Source organism: Agrobacterium larrymoorei, assembly GCF_005145045.1.
Taxonomy (GTDB): Bacteria; Pseudomonadota; Alphaproteobacteria; order Rhizobiales; family Rhizobiaceae; genus Agrobacterium; species Agrobacterium larrymoorei.
Window position 1 is genome coordinate 1,031,634 of record NZ_CP039691.1, and the last position, 19,996, is coordinate 1,051,629.

A 19,996-nucleotide genomic window follows, 5' to 3' on the forward strand; every position below is an offset into this window, starting at 1 on the left:
GTGACAGCCCGCTGATTATCTGCAAAATGATGACTGTCTTAAAGTCTGTCTCAGAATTGCTGTTTGCAGCCGACCAGCGGCGTTTCTGGAATAGACTTTTAGTCGAACAGGCCGGAGACGGACTGTTCCATCGCCGTGCGGTTGATGGCTTCGCCGAGAAGCGTTGCTGTCGTGATGACGCGGATGTTGTGGGCGGATTGTACGCCGGTCGTCGGCTGGATGCTGTCGGTGATGACGAGCTCGCGCAGCTTGGACGAGGCGACACGGGCAACCGCGCCGCCGGAGAGAACACCGTGGGTGATGTAAGCGGTGACGCTGGTTGCGCCGTTCTTGAGAAGGGCTTCCGCAGCATTGCAGAGCGTGCCGCCGGAATCGACGATATCGTCGATGAGGATGCAATCCTTGCCGGTGACGTCACCGATGACGTTCATGACTTCGGATTCACCGGGGCGATCGCGGCGCTTGTCGACGATCGCGAGCAGACAGTCGAGGCGCTTTGCAAGCGCGCGGGCGCGCACCACGCCGCCGACGTCAGGCGAAACGACCATGACGTTCTTGGTGTCGTAATGTTCCTTCACGTCGCGAGCCAGAATAGGCGCTGCGAAAAGGTTGTCCGTTGGGATATCGAAGAAGCCCTGAATCTGACCGGCGTGAAGATCGAGCGTCAGAACGCGGTCGGCACCGGCTTCGGTGATGAGGTTTGACACGAGTTTTGCCGAAATCGGCGTGCGCGGACCGGCTTTGCGGTCCTGACGGGCATAGCCGAAATAGGGAAGAACCGCCGTGATGCGCTTTGCCGAGGAGCGACGCATGGCGTCGATCATGATCAGCAGTTCCATCAGGTGATCGTTTGCCGGGAAAGAGGTGGACTGAACAACGAAGACATCTTCGCCGCGCACGTTCTCACCAATTTCTACGAAGATTTCCTGGTCCGCAAACCGCTTTACCGTGGCATTTCCGAGAGGAACATTAAGATACTTGCAGATCGCTTCGGCCAGATGCCGGTTCGAATTGCCTGCGAAAACCTTCATTGGTGCCGCCTGTTTCCATGCCATCGCTTGAGCCCGGTAAAGATGTTACCGCGGCCAGTGCGTCGTTCAACGGGAAGGAATACCCGACCCGAAGGGGTGCCGGACATGCCGTTTTGCCATGGGCGCCTTAATACCGCTGTTGCCCGTGAATGCAATAGGCGGAACCGCGTTACCCATGATTTTCGTGAAAACTTTGTGACTCAAGTCTTGCAAGCTGTTTTTCAATCGATTGGAAGCGCTCTTTATCCACGCCCTGCCTGCTTCCATGCCTGATATTCGTCCAGCGTCTTGGCTGCGATCTTCTGCATCACGCTATCGCTGACTGCCGCCCATGGGTCCGTACCGCGCGATGCGATGGTTTCCTGCCCCTGCAGGCGGTGAAGGCGTGCGCCATTGGCGTCGAGCACATCCCAGACATAGATGACGGTAACCTTGCCGCCATCATCGAATGCCGAGAGGTAGCCCTTCAGGATATTTTCTGCGGACGTATCCGTCGAAGGCCGGATCGTCAGGCCCTTGGCGCGGGCTTCGGCGCCCAGCTGGCGCGATAGCGGCGTTACGGCCTGAACCGGCGCGCCGATGATGGGCAGGAAACGGATGCTGCCAGCCGCACCGGAAGCGCCGAGAGATGCGGTCTGCTGCTGCGGTGCGCCTGATGTCTGTGGTTGCGTTTGGCGTGCTACCGGCTCGCCATATTGCGCGCCGCTGGTCATGGCCTGCGCCTGTGCCTGAAGCGTATTTTGCGGGGCATAGGCCGGAACCTGGCTTGTAACGCCGGTCGAGGAGCGATCCGCGGCGGCGGCCATCTGGTCCAGATCGCCCTGCGTGACGGGCGTCGATTGCGTGCGGTTATGGCCGACGTCAACCTGTGGCGTCAGCGCATCCGATGTGTTGCATGCAGATAGAGCGAGGACGAGGGCCGGTATCGAAAGCACCACGCCGAGCCTGCTCATGCCGAATGTCTCTTCATGATGTACTCCGTCCCGTCCGCCCGAATGCGGCAATGTATGTTTCGTTTCCAGTTGGAGTCAAATAGAGAGCGTTTCCATTCAACAAGGAAACGCTCTAGCTCAAACCGTCAGCATATCGAGGCTGTGGCGGGAGAGCGATTGCGGTGCGCCTTCCGTCGTCAGATAGGTCTGGCCCAGCGTCATCGCTACGCCCGCATCGCTGTCCATGATGATCATGTGAACGAAGAGCGTCATATTGGGCAGAATTTCCTGCGTGTTTCCGGCATAGAACATCTGATGTTCCATCCATGAGGGTGAGAAGCGCGCGCCGAGCGAATAGCCGCAGGCGTTGAGGCGGTGGCGGGTCAGGCCGCGTTCGTCCATGACTTTGGCATGCACATCGAACACATCGCCGAAGGTATTGCCGGGGCGCAGAACCTCCTCGATGGCGCGGATGTTTTCTACGCAGGCATTGTAGAGTTCCCGATGCCGGAACTCCGGCTCGCCGACGATGACGGTGCGCATCATAGCGGCATGGTAATGGGCGCTCGCGCCTGCCCATTCGAGCGTAATCTGGTCCTTCTCATCCAGCTTGCGGCGTCCGGCCTTGTAGCGGCACAGAAGCGCATCCTGACCGGAGCCGATGATGAACTCGTTTGCGGGATAATCGCCGCCGCCGGAAAAGACTGCGCCCTGCATGGCGGCGAGAATATCCGCCTCATCCGCGCCGGGCTTGATCAGCGCCAAGGCCGCATCCAGCGCATCGTCCGCCAGCTCGCCCGCGCGTTTCGCATAGGCGATTTCGGCATCGCTTTTTACCAGTCGAAGCGTGCTTACGAGGTAGGATGCATCCACGATCTGGCAGAAGGTCGCCAGTTGGTTATCCAGAAGCCGCGCGACGCGACCGGTCATGCCGTGGGTATCGAACTCTATGCCGATACGGCAGCCAAGCAGGTCCATCTCGCTGAGCAGGTTCTTGAGGTCGAGCGTCGGATCGGCGTTCAGGCGATCCACCCAGATGACGATATTCTCGATGTTGGACGTCTGGCGGGCCTGGCGGAGATCTGCCGAGCGCGTCAGCAGCGTCATGCTACCGTCAGCCTTTACGATCAGCGTCTGGAAAAAGCAGTAGCCGAATGTGTCGTAGCCGGTCAGCCAGTACATGCTTTCCTGCGCGAAAAGCAGCATGGCATCCAGCTTTTCTTCCGCCATCTTCTCGATAAGGCGGGCGCGGCGGGCCTCGAATTCGGCGGTGTCAAAGTGCAGGGCCATCTCAGTCCTCCAAAATTGCTATTGCTGAAATCTGTCTTCCGTAATCCGGTTCCGAAAGATGGGTCGTGCGGCGGAAGGAAAAGAAGCGCTCGTCATCCGGATAAGTGCAGATGTTGAGATTTTCCGCCCGCACACCGGCTTTCACCAGACGATCGACGGTCAGTTGTTTCAGGTCGAAGAAAGCGTGCCCGGCATTGGGTGACGGCGCAAAATAGGTCTCGTGAGACGGATCGAGTTTCTTCAGATCTTCGACACGTTCCGGTCCGACCTCGTAATTGTCCTGGCTGATCGACGGGCCAAGGGCGGCAACGATGCGCTCCCGGCGCGCGCCGAGCGCGACCATGGTTTCGATGGTGTTTTCCAGCACGCCATGAACCGCACCTTTCCAGCCCGCATGGGCCGCACCCACGACGCCCGCCTCAGTATCCGCAAAGAGGATCGGGCCGCAATCGGCGCTGAGCACGCCGATGATGACGCCGGGCGTGGCAGTGACCATGGCGTCCGCCTGGGGGCGATCTCCATCGTAAGTCTCATCCACGACCACGACATTGGGGGAGTGGATCTGATGAACCGTCGCCAGTTTTTCGACCGGCAGGCCGAACCATTCCGCCACGCGGCGGCGATTTTCCAGCACGGCCTCGCGCTCGTCCTCCGAGCCCAGACCGACATTCAATCCGCGATAAATACCTTCCGACACGCCGCCATGGCGGGTGAAGAAGCCGTGGCGAATCCGGCTGGTGGAATCGGCGGCAAGCAGCGGGCTTTGCACGGGAAGCGGCAGCGTTTCGTCCTGCATGGGGTTTTCAATCCTTGGCGATGTCGCTGATTTTTCAATGAGATTTGCGAGCGAGTGTTTCCGATGAGCGCATCGCGAACGATGCCGTTCGGCAGATTTGTCTCTGCTTCGATTTGGCGCGATGTTGGCCCAAGCCAAGTGCCCGTGTCAATCCAGTGCGCGGAAGGGCAGCAGATGAAGGGCAGGGCTGGAGACGGCAAGCACCTTGAATAGCTCACCCATCTTGCCCGCGCCTTCGCCCGCCAGACGGTTGACGGCCTCGGCAATCTGCAAGGTCTGATCCGGCGTTGCCTTGGCGGCGAGCGCCTCGGCGCGCTCCCTCAGGCCAAGGCCGTAAAGGAAGTCACCCTGATGCAGGCAGCCATTGATGTGCACATCGCTGGCGCCTGCCGTTTTCATCAGGCTTTCGAAATCCACATGGCTCGTCAGATCGGCTTCACCGGGATGGGCAAGAACGGGATCGAATTCATGCATGCGCAAGGCCTGCATCGTATCGCCATAACCGGAGACGATATGGCCGTAATCGATGATCAGCGCCGTACCGCCATTGATCCTCAGCCGCTCGCAGAGCGCGGTCATCACCGCTTCGCGTGCAGGCGAATATTCGAAGATGGCGCCCAGCGGCTGGCGCTCCGGCTGCGGCGGCAGAAGATCGGGGTCGAGACCGGCGATGCCTGCGGAAAAGACGAGTTCGTCCTGCGCATCCAGACTGACCACCCTTTCGCGAAAACCCTGCGCCGTCTTGACGAACTGGCGAATGGGGATCGCATCGAAGAGTTCGTTTGCAGCAATCAGAAGGAAGCCGGGCGGCACGTCATCGAAGCTTTCGTGCCAGCTGATTTTCTCGCCGTGAGACTGAAGGGTCTGCTGTTGGGTCTCGGTGAGGCGAGGGCTGGTTTCGACCAGATGCACGCTCATATTTTCATAAAGGGGTGCGGCGATGCGTTCTATGACCCGCAGCATATCCGCCATCATCGTGCCGCGACCGGGGCCGATTTCCACCAGCCTCACATTGGCGGGCGTGCCGTGGCGCTGCCATGCATGCACCATGAAGACGCCAAGCATCTCTCCGAAGAGCTGGCTGACTTCCGGTGCCGTGACGAAATCACCCGTGCGGCCAAAGGGCTGGCGGGTTTTGTAATAGCCGTGTTCGGGATCTGCGAGGCACAGCGAGAAATAATCCGTAACGCTGAGCGGCCCGTTGAGGCGGATCAGGGACTTGATGCGGCGGGCAAGCGGCGTGGGCATGGACGATCACCCAATCTCGGCAACGGTTGCGCGGCGCGCGCGGAAAATGGCCCAGATGCCGAATGCGAACATGGGCGTGGACAGAACCATTCCCATGGTCAACCAGTTCCCGGCTAAATAACCGATTTGCGCATCCGGCTCGCGGAAGAACTCCACGAAGATACGCGACAGGGCGTATCCTGCAACGAAGGTGCCGGTGATTGTGCCGGGCTTCTTCAGCGCCTTGAAACCATAGATGAGGATGGACAGGACGATGAGCAGCGCCAGTCCCTCCAAAGCCGCTTCATAAAGCTGGCTGGGGTGGCGCGCGAAGGGCCCGCCCGTCGGGAAGACCACGGCCCAAGGCACATCCGTCAGGCGGCCCCACAATTCGCCATTGATGAAGTTTGCGATGCGACCGAAGAGCAGGCCGATGGGCGCAACGGCGGCGATGATATCGAACATGCTCCAGACCGGAATGCCGTTGCGACGGGCAAACAGATACATGGCGATAGTGGTGCCGAGGAAGCCGCCATGGAAGGACATGCCGCCATTCCAGATTTCGAAGGCGCGCACCGGATTGGCCATGACGGCGGGCAGGTCGTAGAAAAAGACATAGCCGAGACGTCCGCCAAGCACGATGCCGACGGCGGCCCAGACGATGAAGTCATCCAGATGAACCGGCGTCACCGGCGATTTTTCATGCGGCCACAGCCGATCTGTGATGGAGAGTTTGCGCGCATAATACCAGCCCAGCAGAATGCCCACGACATAGGCAATGCCGTACCAGTGGATCGACACCGGACCGATGGCGATGGCCACCGGATCGATATTCGGGAACGGCATGATCGAAAACTGGGTAAGCGGTGCAAACAAATCGCGTATTCCATTTCATTGATAGCGCCCAAATCGGCACGATGGGAATGATTAGCGTAAGCTTTCCCGGTGCGGGAAAATGGCCGGTGAAATGGGAGCGGTCAAGGCGATTCTTTGGCGCATCCATGGCGGTGCAAAGTAAGGTTACTTCGGCCCGCGCTCCTGTTTTCGCTTGCAAGACGCCAGCCGAGTGCCTACCTGAAATGCATGAACCGGACAGGGCAAAAGGCCTCTCCGGATATAGACCAAGGACATCGCGCCATGAGCACCACCGGAACCAACCGCATTTTCGATGAATTCGCAAAGCTGATGACCGATGCCGCAGGTGCGGCGCAGGGTGTGCGTAAGGAAATGGAATCTGCTTTCCATGCGCAGGCGGATCGCTGGCTGAACAGCCTTGATGTCGTCAAGCGTGAGGAATTCGAAGCCGTTCGTGAAATGGCAATCAAGGCGCGCGACGAAAACGACGTGCTGAAAGCCAGAATCGAGGCGCTGGAAGCCAGGCTTGCGGGCAACGCTTCCTGACCCCAATCTCCTCCACTAATTGAATCGCTGCATTGAAGGCCGGGCCCCGAAAAAGGTCCGGCCTTTTCGTTTTGTGTTGTTTTGATGCAGTTTTTCCCGGAGTGCGGATTCGCCTTTAAAGAGCAAGCGTTTTCATTCGCATTTTTTTAACGTCTGTGGACACTCCCGAAAAACGCAATCGGCAGAGTCGGTTATGACTCTGAACTGAACTTCCGAACTAAGAGATATCCACGGTTCCCACTGGAAAATGGGGTGGCGGGGGGTGGCGATGGGACTCGCTCGCTATAGACTGATTTTAAATGATGATTCGAAACGAACTCGGTAAGCTCCAGACAGGTTCACTGCGTTAATCTGGCGGCGTCGGGCAATCGTCCTAAACTGATGTAACCGGCATTTGTATGTGCGTTTTTGTGCTTTCGCGTGCGAAACAAAACATTCATCTCCGGCTGAAAAGGTGCCGCATGAGCCTAATGGAATTTGAAGTTGAACGTCTCTCCAACCCGGTCGATATGATCGAGTTCGTGGCGGCCTCCAACGACTGGTCTTTCGAGCGCTCCGGCGAGGACGAAATCGCCATGACGGTAGAAGGCCGCTGGGCCGACTATCATGTATCTTTTTCCTGGATGGAGCAGTTCGAAGCGCTGCATCTGGCCTGCGCCTTCGATATCAAGGTGCCCGATCATCGCGTCAACGAGGTGATCCGCCTTCTCTCGCAAGTCAACGGCCAGACGCTGATGGGCCACTTCGATCTGTGGCGTCAGGAAGATGTGATCATCTTCCGCCAGTCGCTGCTTCTGGCAGGCGGCGCGGAGCCGACCAACCAGCAGGTCGAAGTTCTGCTTTCGAGCGCGCTCGAGGCTTGCGAGCAATATTATCAAGCGTTCCAGTTCGTCGTCTGGTCCGGCATGGATGCGAAGGCTGCGATGGATGCGGCGCTCTTCGAAACGGTTGGCGAGGCCTGATACCGATGGTGTCGCTTGGCTCCGCTCCGCTCGTCCTTATCGGTGCTGGCAATATGGGCGGCGCGATGCTGTCCGGATGGCTGAAGAAAGGCGTTCCCGGCTCTTCGGTCATCGTTGTCGATCCGCGGCCATCGGACGCCATGACTTCGGTGTTGAAGGATGCCGGAGCAAGCCATGTGACGGCTGCGCCTGAGAACATCAAGGCTGGCATTCTGTTTCTGGCGGTCAAGCCGCAGCTGATGGATACGGTTCTGCCATCCCTCAAAACGCTGGTCGGCGAGGAGACGGTGATCGTCTCCATCGCCGCTGGCAAGACGCTTGCCAATATCGAAAGCCATCTGGGCAAGGCAGCGACCGTTCGCGCCATGCCCAACACGCCTGCCATGGTTGGCCGCGGCGTGACCGGCGCTTATGCCAATGAGGCCGTTTCCGCGGCTCAGCGCGCTGTGGTGGAAGAGCTGCTAAAGGTTAGCGGCCCGGTGGAATGGGTGGCGAGCGAAGGCGATATCGACGCCGTGACCGCCGTTTCGGGGAGCGGCCCTGCCTATGTGTTTTATCTCGTGGAATGCATGGCAGAAGCAGGACGCAAAGCGGGCCTGCCGGCGGACCTCGCCATGCGCCTTGCACGGGAAACCGTCGCGGGGGCTGGTGAGTTGCTTCACCAGTCCCCCGAAGAGGCTTCCCGGCTGCGCCAGAACGTGACGTCTCCCGGTGGTACAACTGCTGCTGCGCTTTCGGTTCTGATGGCGGATGATGGCATGCAGCCGCTGTTCGACAAGGCGATTGCGGCGGCGAAGACACGGGCTGAAGAGCTTGCGAATTAACAGTCTGCCCAATAATCACCGCAGGTCGGCTGCAAACGGCAATTTCTGCGCTTCCGGTGCTCACGTACCTTAAGTACGCTGCGCTCCGGTTCTCGAAATTACCGTTTTCGCCTGATCAGCAGCAATTCTTGAACAGACTGTAAGGAGCTACTAGGATGAATGGTGAGATCAGCTACGCGGATTTCGAGAAAGTCGATATCCGGGCCGGTACCATCATCGAAGCCGAGGCATTTCCTGAGGCGCGCAAGCCTGCTTTCAAACTGAAGATCGATTTCGGGCCGGAAATCGGCATCAAGAAATCTTCCGCACAAATCACCGTTCATTATACTCTGGAAACGCTCGTCGGGCGGCAGGTTCTCGCGGTCATCAATTTTCCGCCACGCCAGATCGGACCGTTTCGCTCCGAGGTGCTGACGCTGGGCTTTGCCGATGCGAATGGCGATATCGTGCTGGCCTGCGTCGAGCGCGACGTGCCGAATGGTGCGAAGATGTGCTGACGCAGCGCTGATGCCCGGATCAGGCCACTGCTGTTCGGTTGAGATTTATAGACTTGGTATAGGGTGTTGACTGCATTTCGGTTTTTGTACTCTGTACGAATTCGGACTCGCCACTGCAACGCTGGCTGTGAATGTGGCAACGGCAATCCCCACTTCCGTCATCCCGGACTTGATCCGGGATCCAGCCAGACCAAGTCCTTGGTCTGAAAGACTTTTTCGACGCGCAGACGCGCGTCTGCTGGACCCCGCATCAAGTGCGGGGTGACGGGTTGGGGAGCCGTTCTCGCCCCAAACTACCCACCCAGTTTAAACCGGACAGAAGTGGGATTGTCCCGAGGATCTGCAACCGATTGATTTTGTTGATGTTGGTAGATCCTCGGCACAAGGCCGAGGATGACGGTGCGGGTGGATTTACCGTCTCTCCTCAAGCCTCTGGCTTCGCATAAAGGGCGCATAAACCCAAACCGGACGGCACAGGGATCACGCAGGTATCTTCACGATAACGCGCAGTCCGCCAAGCGGGCTTTCGTCCAGCGTCACGTCGCCGCCGTGGCTTCTGGCGATATCCCTGACGATCGACAGGCCGAGGCCGGTGCCGGAGGCGTTGAGGTTGCGGGCTTCATCCAGCCGGAAGAAGGGCTTGAACACGTCTTCGCGCGATTCCGCTGGGATGCCGGGGCCGTCGTCATCGAAGATGATGCTGACCGATTTCGGTGCGCGGCGAAGCTCTACAGCAAGCGTTGTAGCATAGCGCTGGGCGTTGGCGGCGAGGTTGCCGATGAGGCGCGAGAAGGCGTTGGGGCGCACGGCGAGCTCTTCGACGCCGTTCAGTTCGAAACGCATGGTCTTGCCGAACATCAGGAAATCATTCTGGATTTTTTCAAGCAGGGGTGCCAGTTCCAGCTTGCCGACATCCTCTTCGGCATCGTCGCGGGCAAAGGCGAGATAGGCTTCCAGCATGGACTGCATGTCGTCCACATCCTTGTCCAGCCCTTCGAGGTCCGGGTTGTCTCCGGCCAATGCCAGTTGGAGCTTGAAGCGGGTAAGGATGGTGCGCAGGTCGTGGCTGACGCCGTTCAGCATCGCTGTGCGCTGCTCCATCTGGCGCTCGATGCGCTCGCGCATGAGAATGAAGGCAAGGCCAGCGCGGCGAACTTCATCGGCACCACGCGGCGAATAGGCCGTGATTTTCTGGCCGCGACCGAAGCTTTCGGCGGCCTTGGCAAGTGAGAGAATGGGTCTGATCTGGCCGCGCAGGAACAGAATGGAAATGCCGAGCAGCACCAGCGACGCCCCCACCATCCAGACGAGGAAGATGTGCGTGTTGGAAGCATAGGCCTGGCTGCGGCGGGTGAAGACGCGCAGCGTCTTGTCCTTCAGCTGGATGCGTATTTCGACCAACGAGCCATTGCCATAGGTATCGAGCCAGAAAGGTCTGCCGATCTGGCTGGTGATCTGGTCGGCGAGAATGGAATCGAGAATGGAAAAGAGCGGTTCCGGGCGGGCAGGGGGCAGTTCCGTTTTCGGCTCGATATAGACGCTGAGATCGAGCCGCTCGCGGGCGATCTTGATGACGCGTTGATAATCGTCCTCTTCCGGATCGGTCTCGATCAGTTCGATGATGGCGGCAATATCGCGCGTGACCGCTGCGGAAAGCCGCTCCGTCACCAGCTGCCAGTGCCGTTCCATGAACACGGCGGCAACGACCGCCTGCAACAGAACCATCGGCAGGATGATGATGAGCAGAGAGCGCGTATAAAGGCCGGTGGGCAGCCAGTGCCGCAGCCATCTTACAAAGAAACGCCATCCGCGCGCTGGTGCGCTGTTGCGGGCGGCGGTCAGAAAATCGAGGCTTGCCATATATCGCCTATTCGTTACCGGCGTACCAGCAGATGTCTGCCGTCAATCCACGCTTAGACGGTAGCCGATGCCGCGTACCGTCTGCAAGTAGACCGGATTGGCCGGGTCGTCTTCGATCTTGCGGCGAAGACGGTTTATCTGCACATCGATGGTGCGCTCGCCGACATCGGCATCGGCATCCACCAGCTCATGCCGGGGAATGGTATCGCCCGCGCGCATGGCAAAAAGCAGCATGATATCCTGCTCGCGATCCGTCAGGCGGATGACTTCCGGGCCGCGGCGCAGCTCCTTCTTGTGCAGCGAAAAATTATAGGGGCCGAAGATGATCTGCTCGATCTTGGGCGTATCCGGCGAGGTATTGCGGCGCAGAATATTGTTGATGCGCAGCACCAGTTCGCGCGGGTCGAAGGGCTTGGCGAGATAATCGTCCGCGCCCGCCTCAAGGCCCGCAATCCGCGCATCCGCTTCCGAGCGCGCGGTCAGGAGGATGACCGGAACGGATTTGTCTTCGTTCAGGGAACGGGTCAGCGAAAGACCGTTTTCGCCCGGCATCATCACGTCGAGGATCAGAAGATCGAACTTGATGCCCTGCATCTTGCGGCGCGCCTCGGCGGCATCTGCGGCAGCGGTGATGCGATACCCCTTGTCGCCTAAAAAGCGCTGGAGAAGATCGCGGATACGCGCATCGTCATCGACGATCAGCAGGTGAGGCGCGTCGTCATCTGCCAGAGGCTGTTTCGTTGTCGAAGTCGGCATGGTTACTCCGCTCCCGTCGTTTCGGGGTCGCGCATCCGCGCGAGAAATTCAAGCACGCAGGCGCGCGCATCCGCCGACATGCCCTCAAGCGCGCGACCGACGCGCCGCGATTGAGGGTCGCTCAGCGCAAGTGCCAGTTCCCGGCCCGTCAGCGTGGGGTAGAGCCTGCGCTGGCGGCGATCTTCCGGGCCTGCCATCTGGCGAATATAGCCATCATCGATCAGCTGTTTCAAAACGCGGGCGAGGCTCTGCTTGGTAATCTGCAACGTATCGAGAAGATCGGCCACCGTCATGCCCGGATTGCGGCAGACGAAATAGACGACGCGGTGGTGAGCCCGGCCATAATCCAGCTTTTCGAGAATGGCATCGGGGTCGGAAACGAAATCCCGGTAAGCGAAGAAAAACGCCTCAATCGTATCAAAGTCGATTTTCGCATCATCGACATGGGGAAGGGCTGGGGCCTGTTTGACGGCAGCCTTTTTCAGCGATTGGGCGGGCACTTCTTTTCCTTCGTCATTATCGCGCTTCGTCACCATTAGCATGAGATTTGCCAAAATGGTGACGGTCGGGAGACTGTCCCGATCATTTTCTGTTGCGTTCGATAATATGCCGCAGGTTGAACATCAACGCCAATATGCGTGACGACTATCGTGCCGGGCGCCAAATGCAAAAAGAGCGCGGTAGGCCGCGCTCTTTTCGTAAAGTCAGAGACTTTGCTTATTCGTAGACATAGACCACGCGACGTGTGCTCGGTTCTACCAGAACGCGGCGGTCGTTGACGCGGACATAGCTATATTCATAGTCCGGGATCGTTACGAGTTCGGCGCTGGCTGGAACCGTGGTGCCGACGACGACATCACCGTCGTAACGCACTGTCTGTCCCGGATGGCGGTCGATATAGGTGATGACCTGCTCTGGCGGGTTTACCTCACCGACGCGGCCAAGGTTCGGGTCGCCGGGGTTCGGTTCTTCCTGCTGAACGCTGGCGGTCTTTTCGTAGGTCACGACGGGCACTTCGATATCCGCGCGGCGTTCGCGCAGGATAACCGGGGAGCCTTCATACATAACGTTCAGATAATCTGCATTGGCCCAGCCGCGAACGCCGTTCACTTCAATACGGCACCAGGCGCTGCCTTCCATGCAACCGTCAAGAACCGCATTGCTGCCGCGTGTTGCGAGGCCTACTTCGGGGTAATCTTCGCCGGGACCGGAACGCACCGAAATATCCGATGCTGTGGTGGCCACCATCGCCGCATTGGCATAACCGGCGATAAGCGCAAAGGCGCCGCCAGCGATCATGAGTTTCAGCTTCTTGTCCATTTTGTCTCACTCCATTTGAAGACTGGGGCAAGAACGCACATATCGCCGGTCCGTTCCCGAATTCGTGAACACTATGTTTCCGAATCCGGTAGTTATCCTGAAGTATCCCGCTGATTTTCCAAGTAAATTTCAGCCTGCTTAAACCCTCGGCAGCTATTGTTTTTTATCGTTTTATTGTGCTGCGCCGCGTGGGCGTCTATACGGAAGCATTGTTTTTTAGAAAGGAAGAGGTCGTCATGGGTAAGTTGCAGGCAGGGATCATTCCAGTCACGCCATTCGAGCAGAACTGCACGATTCTCTTCGATGACGATACGAAGGAAGGTATCGTGGTCGATCCCGGCGGCGATGTGGATGTCATCGTTCAGACGGTTTCGGAAAACGGCATTACGCTGAAGGAAATCTGGCTGACCCACGGCCATCTCGACCATGCGGGCGGCGCCAAGGAATTGAAGGAGCGCCTTTCACTCCCTATCATCGGCCCGCATGAGGACGACCGGCCATTGCTGGAGCGGATCGAAGTTCAGGCGCAGAAATACGGGATTACGGGCCTGCAAAACGTGCTGCCGGACCGCTGGCTGAAGGATGGCGAAGTCGTTTCCTTCGGCGACCACACATTCGAAGTCTATCATTGCCCCGGCCACGCACCCGGCCACGTCATCTATTACAACCGCGAGCAGGGCTTTGCCCATGTGGGCGACGTGCTGTTCAGCGGCTCCATCGGCCGCACCGATCTGCCGGGCGGAAACCACGAGCAACTTTTGGCATCCATTCGCGACAAGGTACTGCCGCTGGGCGACGAGGTAGGCTTCATCTGCGGCCACGGCCCCGGCGGGCGTATTGGCGAAGAGCGGCGGAATAATCCTTATCTTCAGGGGCTTTTGGGCGCTGAGTAACCGGACGCTTCCTCGTTGAGGACGTAGGTTCGCTGCTTTGCGGAATGCCGAACTCCATAGCGTCATCCTGGGGGGTGTCCCACTGCTGTCCGGTTTAACGTGGGTGGGTAGTTTGGGGCGAGAACAGCTCCCCCACCCGTCACCCCGCACTTGATGCGGGGTCCAGCGGACGCGCGTCTGTGCGTCAAAAGAGTCTTTCAGACCAAAGACTTGGTCTGGCTGGATCCCGGATCAAGTCCGGGATGACGGAAGTGGGGTTGCACCGTCGCCACCCTACAGCGAACGCGGTCAAAGCGTGTTCTAACCGGATTTGAAGGATGGAACTGCAATGCATTCAAAGCCTCGCCTCGCATCTGCACATTTAAACCGGACAGTAGTGGCATTGTGCCGAGGATCCATAACCCCTTGATTTCGTTGATAGCGATGGATCCTCGGCTCAAGGCCAAGGATGACGGCGGGTTTGGCGGTGGTTTCGGCACGCCGTCATCTCAAACCTCACGAGAGCTTCACATCCCATCAATCGGATATGCGAAAAATAGCCATATCCTTCACCGCGCACTTTCTCTATGGTTGCACCGAGATCGGAGTTAACGAGCCGGTCTTGGGACTCGCAATCCCTCGTAAGACGGCCAGTGTCGGCCGTCAATGACACCCCTCAGCCATAGGTTTGTGGCTGAGGCGGTCCATTATGACTATATAACTCTTCTGTCTCTATGGCTGGGGAGGCTCTGACGCATGTCCAAGGCGCAAGCCTAAAGGTCAGGGCGGTCGTTCTTACGCGGCTTGCGAATTCCCCGGCCACCAGAGGTCGTTTCCTCCGGTGGTCATTTCCGTTTCAACGGGATTGTGTCTCAGCGCCTCGCGGCGTGTGGCCACAGCAATGGGGAAATGACATGGAACAGTACAGCTTTCTTGCTGATCTTCTGCAAACCTTCCGCATGATGTCCGATAGCGTGAAAGTGCTACTGATTTACATGCCCGGTATTCTCTTCATCAGCAGCTATGCGATTTACCTGCATCACTTGCGCCATGTTCTTGCGCGGCAGATCGAAGTGCGGCCCTATACTATTCTGCCACCGGAAAAGACCAGCCGGGAGCGGGTCGCGGATACGCTGCGCTCTCTGGAGAAGCATATGCCGCGCGCGGAGGAGCAGCGTGTTTCCCGAGATGGAGGGATGAAAGCGGGCGATGAGGTGCGGTGAGGCGGGTCATGATTTCACAGTTCACGACAGTATCGGCGGCTCACCCCCCTCTGTCCTGCCGGACATCTCCCCCACAGGTGGGGAGATCGATTTGCGGGACGCGCTCGACCGTCTTCAAACGTTGTAGATTAGGGAAGGTGGTGCGTCTTGCCGATCTCCCTCCTTGTGGGGGAGATGTCCGGCAGGACAGAGGGGGGTGAGCCGCGTGTACTGGCATTTCGTCTTGAGCGTCGTTCATGACAATCTTTTCACGACGCGCACAAAAAAACCCGGCATTCCTGCCGGGCTTCAACTAGAAGAGAAAGTCGTTGTGGCTCAGCCAGCAATCTGAAGATTGACAGCCTTGGGGCCTTTGCCGCGACGATCCGGTTCCGTGTCGAAGCTCACTTTCTGGTTTTCTGAAAGACCGGACAGGCCGGAAGCCTGTACAGCAGAGATGTGAACAAAGATATCAGCGCCACCATTGTCTGGCTTGATGAAGCCGAAGCCTTTGTCGGTATTGAAGAATTTAACGGTGCCAGTCTCGGCCATGCATCAGGTCCTTTTCGCTCTGCCTGTGTTCAGCTCCAGGCAGCATTACAGTTTTGCCCGCAAGGGCGTACGGCAGGCAGTTCTTGAATTTTGAGATATTGGACCTTGGCTGTGGAAGTCTTGGACGTTCTGATCAACGTTTTCTTGTCCCCACCGCCCGAAGTATTGTCTCCGGTGCATCAATTTCTAGGTCTTCCCATGCTCGCAAATTGCCCGAACGGCGGTAGAGTGCTGTGTTTATTTGAAATTGGCAAGCAAAAGTTTTTATACGCTAACCATGGTGGATGGTTCGCGTTTAGCGCGCAAAGCACGGGGTCAATAAATTTTTTCCCATCATGGGCAGGTTGTGAAACGAAAACATCGTTGGCGATACGAATTTCCGTTTATTTTCGCGCAGAAGAAGTAAATTTTGTCTCAATGCAAAAATACGCTCAGAGAGCGGAAGCAATTTTTCGCTGACGTCTTTTCGTAAGTTCCGGCACCAGTTCAACCAGCAAAATGGCTGAGAAGATGATCGCGCAGCCGATATAGCCAGCTCCGGCAATCGTTTCCTGAAGGAATATTGCGGCAAAAACTGCGCCGAATAAAGCCTCCGAGGAAAGAAAAATCGCAGCCTGCGGCGCGGTGGTGTAGCGCTGGCCGATAACCTGAAGCACGAAGGCGAGGCCGGAAGAGACGAGGCCGACATACAGAATTTCGGTGATCGATGAGGCGATGGCCTGATAGTCGATGGGTTCGAACCCGGCGCCGATGGCCATGCTGAGAATGGCGCAGACCGAAAACTGCACGCAGGAAAGCGCGAGTGGCCTGTTGCTTTTCATCACCGCGCGCCCGGCAAGCGTGATCTGGATTGCCCAGAAAAAGGCGCAGGTAATGCTGAGAAAATCGCCCGTCGTGAGGCTGGTAAAGGCGCCGCCGGACAGCAGGAAAATGCCGATCAGCATCATGATTGCGCCCGGCCAGACGATCCAATGCGGATGGCGACGGTAGATCAATACGGCGATGACGGGAACGAAGATGACGTAAAGCGCCGTTAGGAAGCTGGAATTGGTAACGGTCGTGGTCAGAAGGCCGACCTGTTGCGTGGTTGCGCCAAGGAATAGCGCAAGGCCGACAAGGCCGAAGGCGCGGTACTCGGCCACGGTCGGCTTCGCATTAAGCCGGCGTGTTTCCATGAGCGCGAAAGGCAGGACGGCAAGTGCGGCAATGGCAAAACGCAGGCCGACGAACCAGAACGGGCCGATGCTCTCCATAGCCGTCGATTGTGCGACAAAGCCGCCGCCCCAGATGGCAGCTGCAAGAAGCAGAACGAGATTGGCCTGTATGCGCGACATTAGCTTCGACCGAATGCGATCTGTATGTTCCTCGAAGCGCAATAGGCGCTTCAGACAACGCTTGCGCGCTGAATACGGTTTACAGATCTGAACGTGGAAAATGGCGGGACGCCGGTTTCGTCGGTGCTGTATCAGGAAGCCTGAGCTTCGGCAAGGCGAGTGCAGGGCCTATCAGTCGCGCCGGTTGCGCACGGAACTATCGCGAATGCTGTTAAGCGTCAGCACGATGCCGCCCACTGCCATGGTGGCGAAGCCGAGAACGACGAGGCCGATGACGAAGATGCGGTCCGAAGCCTGAGAAATGGGCGCGTTGGCAATGGCGGAGGTCGTCATTGGATCGACAATTTCAGACGCGTGAGAGGAGGTTGCAAGGCCCGCTGCCATGGTGATGATGACCATGAGTGCGGCAAGCGCCATCCAGAGAGAAAACAGCATTCTCTGTGCCTTCAGAGCCTGTTTGGAAACGCGGACGGGTCGATCCGGCGACGCTTTTTGCGCCCCGCCGCGTCGAAAATCTTGTCGATATCGAAGGATATCGCCTTCGATCTTCTCCTTGCAGGACACAAAAATCATTCTCCGGCTCTCCGCCGCCGCGTTTCCAAACAGGCTCTTAGCCGATCTGCCGATTTCCGGTCATTGATGAACATTGTCGCGGTCCCTTGTCGCTCTTGCGTGGCTACAAAAAGAGGCTCCGAAAGAGACCTCTTGGAGACCGAATTCAGTCAGTCCGGCGTATTTATTGTGGCGATATAAAGGCAAAGGTTAACAGTTGCTGAAATGCCGCTAAACGCCGCGTTTTCCGAAGGTTTTGACGGGCTTTACGGCGCGTCCTTCAAAGCTGAGTGGAGCGCGGGGAGCGGAATATTGCAGGTCTTCCCGCCGCGCCTGAAAGGCCGGGCGGCTGGTATTGAAAAGCTCCGGAAAGCGCTGGTTGAAGGTGGTGGGCGCAAGCTCTGGCCGTGCAAGCGCGTAACCCTGCATGAGGGTGACGCCGAGTTCTGCGCAAAGCTCGACCTCGCGCTCTTCTTCCAGAGCTTCGAAAACCGGCTCTATCCCTTCTTCCATGAACTGGCGCACGATGACGCGCAGCAGGGCCGCACCTGCCGAGTTGCGCAGGAACTCGCGCACCCAGGAGGCCTCGAACTTCACATAGTCCGGCTTGACCAGCTTGACCCGTTCGATATCGGAATCGCCAGCGCCGTAATCATCCAGCGCAACGCGGAAGCCCATTGCGCGCATGTGGTCGGCAAAATCTGCGACGAGGCGGATATCGGAGGCGTTCTTCTCGGAAATCTCGCAGACGATCCTGTCCGGGGACATGCCGGCCTCATGCGCCGAAAGCCGCATGCGCTCCACTTCCTGCCGCATCTTGCCCGGCGTGCGGAACAGGCCGGGGTGAAAGTTGACGAAGATGCGGGCGCGGGAGCGTTCCAGCGCGCCGGTGTTCAAGATATGGATGGTGCGCAGAATGCTGTCGATGGCCTCGATATCATCCGGGTGAACCTGCGCGAAAAACTGCCCCGGCGTGACGAGTTGCGAGCCCTGATAGGGGCGAACGAGGCCTTCGAAGCTATCGATATCCAGCCTGCCATCGCTGAGGCGGCGAAAAAGCGGCTGGAGGGCCGAGCGCAGGATAAAAGGGGCATAAACCGTGGACCAGGATCCGTCGGCTTCGCGTTTCAGGTTTGAGAAAATGCTTTTCGCTGCCACGGGGTTCATCCAGCAAGTGATCTCAACCCTTTGAGACTAACATCGAAAGCGTTACTTCCTGATTAAGCAAATATTAAAATAACTTGCAGTGTAACATTTTCATGGCATTTGCCCTTGAAACTGGCCCGGTCTTTCGACATACCACTTGCCGCAGAGGGCGACCTTCCGCAAACTTCTGCCGATGTCAACTTCAATAGGACCGATGAAAATGGCCTTCCTTGCCGACATTCTCTCCCGCGTAAAGCCATCCGCCACCATCGCCGTTTCGCAGAAAGCTCGCGAATTGCAGGCACAGGGTCGCGATGTTATTGGCCTTGGCGCAGGTGAGCCGGATTTCGATACGCCCGATAATATCAAGGAAGCCGCCATTGCCGCTATTAAAGCAGGCAAAACGAAATACACGCCCGTTTCCGGCATTCCGGAACTGCGCAAGGCCATTGCCGAGAAGTTCAAGCGCGAAAACGGTCTGGACTACAAGCCGGAGCAGACGATTGTCGGCACGGGTGGAAAGCAGATTCTTTTCAACGCCTTCATGGCAACGCTTAACCCGGGCGACGAAGTCGTTATTCCAACACCTTACTGGGTCAGCTACCCGGAAATGGTGTCGATCTGCGGCGGTACGCCGGTTTTCGTTGCGACCACGCTGGAAGGCAATTTCAAGCTGACGGCGGAAGCACTGGAAAAGGCGATCACGCCGAAGACCAAGTGGTTCCTGTTCAACTCGCCATCCAACCCTTCGGGCGCGGCCTACACGCATGATGAGCTGAAGGCGCTGACGGACGTGCTGGTCAAGCATCCGCATGTCTGGGTTCTGACCGACGACATGTACGAGCACCTGACCTATGGCGACTTCAAATTCGTGACGCCTGTGGAAGTGGAGCCTTCGCTCTACGACCGCACGCTGACGATGAACGGCGTCTCCAAGGCCTATGCGATGACCGGCTGGCGTATCGGTTACGCCGCTGGCCCGCTGCAGCTCATCAAGGCCATGGACATGATTCAGGGTCAGCAGACTTCCGGCGCGACTTCCATCGCGCAGTGGGCAGCTGTCGAAGCGCTGAACGGCACGCAGGACTTCATTCCAGAAAACAAGAAAATCTTCGAGGGCCGTCGTGACCTCGTGGTTTCCATGCTCAACCAGGCCAAGGGCATCAATTGCCCGGTGCCGGAAGGCGCGTTCTACGTCTATCCTTCCTGCGCAGGCCTGATCGGCAAGACCGCACCTTCGGGCAAGGTCATCGAAACCGATGAGGATTTCGTGACCGAGCTTCTGGAAACGGAAGGCGTCGCCGTCGTCCACGGCTCCGCCTTCGGCCTAGGCCCCAACTTCCGCATTTCCTACGCCACGTCGGAAAAGCTGCTGGAAGAGGCCTGCAACCGCATCCAGCGCTTCTGCGCAAACTGCCGCTAAGCGGTTGAATTGAATTGAA

At 58.0% G+C, this 19,996-nt stretch carries 21 protein-coding genes; 7 read left to right on the forward strand and 14 right to left on the reverse strand.

Annotation, left to right across the window (positions count from 1 at the left end; translation table 11 throughout):
- Positions 1–98: 98 nt before the first annotated feature.
- The 6 genes from CFBP5473_RS04855 to lgt form a co-directional block, all read right to left on the reverse strand.
- Positions 99–1,031 (reverse strand): ribose-phosphate pyrophosphokinase, encoded by a 933-nt coding sequence (locus CFBP5473_RS04855; RefSeq protein WP_027674257.1) that lies wholly within the window; start codon positions 1,029–1,031, stop codon positions 99–101.
- A 242-nt stretch (positions 1,032–1,273) separates the two neighbouring features.
- Positions 1,274–1,984, reverse strand: coding sequence for a hypothetical protein (locus tag CFBP5473_RS04860; protein WP_027674258.1), 711 nt, complete (start codon positions 1,982–1,984; stop codon positions 1,274–1,276).
- 117 nt (positions 1,985–2,101) lie between these two features.
- Positions 2,102–3,253: a M24 family metallopeptidase gene (locus tag CFBP5473_RS04865; RefSeq protein WP_027674259.1), complete on the reverse strand. Its 1,152-nt coding sequence runs from the start codon at positions 3,251–3,253 to the stop codon at positions 2,102–2,104.
- A 1-nt stretch (position 3,254) separates the two neighbouring features.
- Complete coding sequence (pgeF, locus tag CFBP5473_RS04870; protein ID WP_027674260.1) at positions 3,255–4,049, reverse strand: peptidoglycan editing factor PgeF; 795 nt, start codon at positions 4,047–4,049, stop codon at positions 3,255–3,257.
- Positions 4,050–4,196: 147 nt separating this feature from the next.
- Positions 4,197–5,297 carry a class I SAM-dependent methyltransferase gene (locus CFBP5473_RS04875; RefSeq protein ID WP_027674261.1) on the reverse strand — a complete coding sequence of 367 codons (1,101 nt, stop codon included), beginning with the start codon at positions 5,295–5,297 and terminating at the stop codon, positions 4,197–4,199.
- A 6-nt stretch (positions 5,298–5,303) separates the two neighbouring features.
- Positions 5,304–6,122, reverse strand: coding sequence for a prolipoprotein diacylglyceryl transferase (gene lgt, locus CFBP5473_RS04880; RefSeq protein ID WP_037170786.1), 819 nt, complete (start codon positions 6,120–6,122; stop codon positions 5,304–5,306).
- Positions 6,123–6,413: 291 nt separating this feature from the next.
- Here lgt and CFBP5473_RS04885 point away from each other — a divergent pair, with 291 nt between their 5' ends.
- The 4 genes from CFBP5473_RS04885 to CFBP5473_RS04900 all read left to right on the forward strand — a co-directional run bounded on the left by CFBP5473_RS04885 (position 6,414) and on the right by CFBP5473_RS04900 (position 8,960).
- Positions 6,414–6,677 (forward strand): accessory factor UbiK family protein, encoded by a 264-nt coding sequence (locus tag CFBP5473_RS04885; RefSeq protein ID WP_027674263.1) that lies wholly within the window; start codon positions 6,414–6,416, stop codon positions 6,675–6,677.
- A gap of 461 nt (positions 6,678–7,138) precedes the next feature.
- Complete coding sequence (locus CFBP5473_RS04890; RefSeq protein WP_027674264.1) at positions 7,139–7,639, forward strand: type III secretion system chaperone family protein; 501 nt, start codon at positions 7,139–7,141, stop codon at positions 7,637–7,639.
- 5 nt (positions 7,640–7,644) lie between these two features.
- Positions 7,645–8,463, forward strand: a complete 819-nt coding sequence (gene proC, locus CFBP5473_RS04895) for a pyrroline-5-carboxylate reductase (RefSeq protein WP_027674265.1) — start codon at positions 7,645–7,647, stop codon at positions 8,461–8,463.
- Between the two features lie 155 nt (positions 8,464–8,618).
- A complete protein-coding gene (locus tag CFBP5473_RS04900; protein ID WP_027674266.1) occupies positions 8,619–8,960 on the forward strand; it encodes a tRNA-binding protein in 342 nt (113 codons plus the stop codon).
- Positions 8,961–9,440: 480 nt separating this feature from the next.
- Here CFBP5473_RS04900 and CFBP5473_RS04905 read toward each other — a convergent pair whose 3' ends face one another.
- From CFBP5473_RS04905 to CFBP5473_RS04920, 4 genes are all read right to left on the reverse strand, one after another.
- Entirely contained in the window at positions 9,441–10,820 is a 1,380-nt protein-coding gene (locus CFBP5473_RS04905) for an ATP-binding protein (protein ID WP_027674267.1), read from the reverse strand.
- Between the two features lie 42 nt (positions 10,821–10,862).
- A complete protein-coding gene (locus tag CFBP5473_RS04910; protein WP_027674268.1) occupies positions 10,863–11,576 on the reverse strand; it encodes a response regulator in 714 nt (237 codons plus the stop codon).
- A gap of 2 nt (positions 11,577–11,578) precedes the next feature.
- Positions 11,579–12,118, reverse strand: a complete 540-nt coding sequence (locus CFBP5473_RS04915; protein ID WP_234881780.1) for a MarR family winged helix-turn-helix transcriptional regulator — start codon at positions 12,116–12,118, stop codon at positions 11,579–11,581.
- Positions 12,119–12,293: 175 nt separating this feature from the next.
- Positions 12,294–12,896, reverse strand: coding sequence for a DUF1236 domain-containing protein (locus CFBP5473_RS04920; RefSeq protein ID WP_027674270.1), 603 nt, complete (start codon positions 12,894–12,896; stop codon positions 12,294–12,296).
- A 236-nt stretch (positions 12,897–13,132) separates the two neighbouring features.
- Between CFBP5473_RS04920 and CFBP5473_RS04925 the strand changes: the two genes are divergently transcribed.
- Together CFBP5473_RS04925 and CFBP5473_RS04930 are read left to right on the forward strand one after the other, a co-directional pair.
- Positions 13,133–13,789: an MBL fold metallo-hydrolase gene (locus CFBP5473_RS04925; RefSeq protein WP_027674271.1), complete on the forward strand. Its 657-nt coding sequence runs from the start codon at positions 13,133–13,135 to the stop codon at positions 13,787–13,789.
- A gap of 893 nt (positions 13,790–14,682) precedes the next feature.
- Complete coding sequence (locus CFBP5473_RS04930; RefSeq protein ID WP_027674272.1) at positions 14,683–14,991, forward strand: hypothetical protein; 309 nt, start codon at positions 14,683–14,685, stop codon at positions 14,989–14,991.
- Positions 14,992–15,306: 315 nt separating this feature from the next.
- Here the strand turns inward: CFBP5473_RS04930 and CFBP5473_RS04940 are convergent, their stop codons facing one another.
- From CFBP5473_RS04940 to CFBP5473_RS04955, 4 genes are all read right to left on the reverse strand, one after another.
- Positions 15,307–15,522: a cold-shock protein gene (locus CFBP5473_RS04940; RefSeq protein ID WP_003494703.1), complete on the reverse strand. Its 216-nt coding sequence runs from the start codon at positions 15,520–15,522 to the stop codon at positions 15,307–15,309.
- A 431-nt stretch (positions 15,523–15,953) separates the two neighbouring features.
- Positions 15,954–16,856 (reverse strand): DMT family transporter, encoded by a 903-nt coding sequence (locus tag CFBP5473_RS04945; RefSeq protein WP_027674273.1) that lies wholly within the window; start codon positions 16,854–16,856, stop codon positions 15,954–15,956.
- A 171-nt stretch (positions 16,857–17,027) separates the two neighbouring features.
- Positions 17,028–17,429, reverse strand: coding sequence for a hypothetical protein (locus CFBP5473_RS04950; protein WP_051441192.1), 402 nt, complete (start codon positions 17,427–17,429; stop codon positions 17,028–17,030).
- A gap of 210 nt (positions 17,430–17,639) precedes the next feature.
- On the reverse strand, positions 17,640–18,566 hold the full coding sequence (locus tag CFBP5473_RS04955; RefSeq protein ID WP_027674275.1) for an EAL domain-containing protein: 927 nt from the start codon (positions 18,564–18,566) through the stop codon (positions 17,640–17,642).
- Between the two features lie 208 nt (positions 18,567–18,774).
- On the opposite strand from CFBP5473_RS04955, the gene CFBP5473_RS04960 reads away from it, so the two are divergent.
- Positions 18,775–19,977, forward strand: a complete 1,203-nt coding sequence (locus CFBP5473_RS04960; protein ID WP_027674276.1) for a pyridoxal phosphate-dependent aminotransferase — start codon at positions 18,775–18,777, stop codon at positions 19,975–19,977.
- Positions 19,978–19,996 lie beyond the last annotated feature (19 nt).

Excerpts from the sequence above, each read along its gene's own strand:
- CFBP5473_RS04860 (WP_027674258.1), bottom strand. The coding sequence starts at position 1,984 with ATGAGCAGGCTCGGCGTGGTGCTTTCGATACCGGCCCTCGTCCTCGCT.
- CFBP5473_RS04900 (WP_027674266.1), top strand. The coding sequence starts at position 8,619 with ATGAATGGTGAGATCAGCTACGCGGATTTCGAGAAAGTCGATATCCGG.
- CFBP5473_RS04905 (WP_027674267.1), bottom strand. The coding sequence starts at position 10,820 with ATGGCAAGCCTCGATTTTCTGACCGCCGCCCGCAACAGCGCACCAGCG.
- CFBP5473_RS04945 (WP_027674273.1), bottom strand. The coding sequence starts at position 16,856 with ATGTCGCGCATACAGGCCAATCTCGTTCTGCTTCTTGCAGCTGCCATC.
- CFBP5473_RS04950 (WP_051441192.1), bottom strand. The coding sequence starts at position 17,429 with ATGATTTTTGTGTCCTGCAAGGAGAAGATCGAAGGCGATATCCTTCGA.
- proC (WP_027674265.1), top strand. The coding sequence starts at position 7,645 with ATGGTGTCGCTTGGCTCCGCTCCGCTCGTCCTTATCGGTGCTGGCAAT.
- CFBP5473_RS04915 (WP_234881780.1), bottom strand. The coding sequence starts at position 12,118 with ATGCTAATGGTGACGAAGCGCGATAATGACGAAGGAAAAGAAGTGCCC.
- CFBP5473_RS04925 (WP_027674271.1), top strand. The coding sequence starts at position 13,133 with ATGGGTAAGTTGCAGGCAGGGATCATTCCAGTCACGCCATTCGAGCAG.
- CFBP5473_RS04940 (WP_003494703.1), bottom strand. The coding sequence starts at position 15,522 with ATGGCCGAGACTGGCACCGTTAAATTCTTCAATACCGACAAAGGCTTC.
- CFBP5473_RS04960 (WP_027674276.1), top strand. The coding sequence starts at position 18,775 with ATGGCCTTCCTTGCCGACATTCTCTCCCGCGTAAAGCCATCCGCCACC.
- CFBP5473_RS04885 (WP_027674263.1), top strand. The coding sequence starts at position 6,414 with ATGAGCACCACCGGAACCAACCGCATTTTCGATGAATTCGCAAAGCTG.
- CFBP5473_RS04855 (WP_027674257.1), bottom strand. The coding sequence starts at position 1,031 with ATGAAGGTTTTCGCAGGCAATTCGAACCGGCATCTGGCCGAAGCGATC.
- CFBP5473_RS04890 (WP_027674264.1), top strand. The coding sequence starts at position 7,139 with ATGAGCCTAATGGAATTTGAAGTTGAACGTCTCTCCAACCCGGTCGAT.
- CFBP5473_RS04875 (WP_027674261.1), bottom strand. The coding sequence starts at position 5,297 with ATGCCCACGCCGCTTGCCCGCCGCATCAAGTCCCTGATCCGCCTCAAC.
- CFBP5473_RS04930 (WP_027674272.1), top strand. The coding sequence starts at position 14,683 with ATGGAACAGTACAGCTTTCTTGCTGATCTTCTGCAAACCTTCCGCATG.
- CFBP5473_RS04910 (WP_027674268.1), bottom strand. The coding sequence starts at position 11,576 with ATGCCGACTTCGACAACGAAACAGCCTCTGGCAGATGACGACGCGCCT.
- pgeF (WP_027674260.1), bottom strand. The coding sequence starts at position 4,049 with ATGCAGGACGAAACGCTGCCGCTTCCCGTGCAAAGCCCGCTGCTTGCC.
- CFBP5473_RS04865 (WP_027674259.1), bottom strand. The coding sequence starts at position 3,253 with ATGGCCCTGCACTTTGACACCGCCGAATTCGAGGCCCGCCGCGCCCGC.
- lgt (WP_037170786.1), bottom strand. The coding sequence starts at position 6,122 with ATGCCGTTCCCGAATATCGATCCGGTGGCCATCGCCATCGGTCCGGTG.
- CFBP5473_RS04920 (WP_027674270.1), bottom strand. The coding sequence starts at position 12,896 with ATGGACAAGAAGCTGAAACTCATGATCGCTGGCGGCGCCTTTGCGCTT.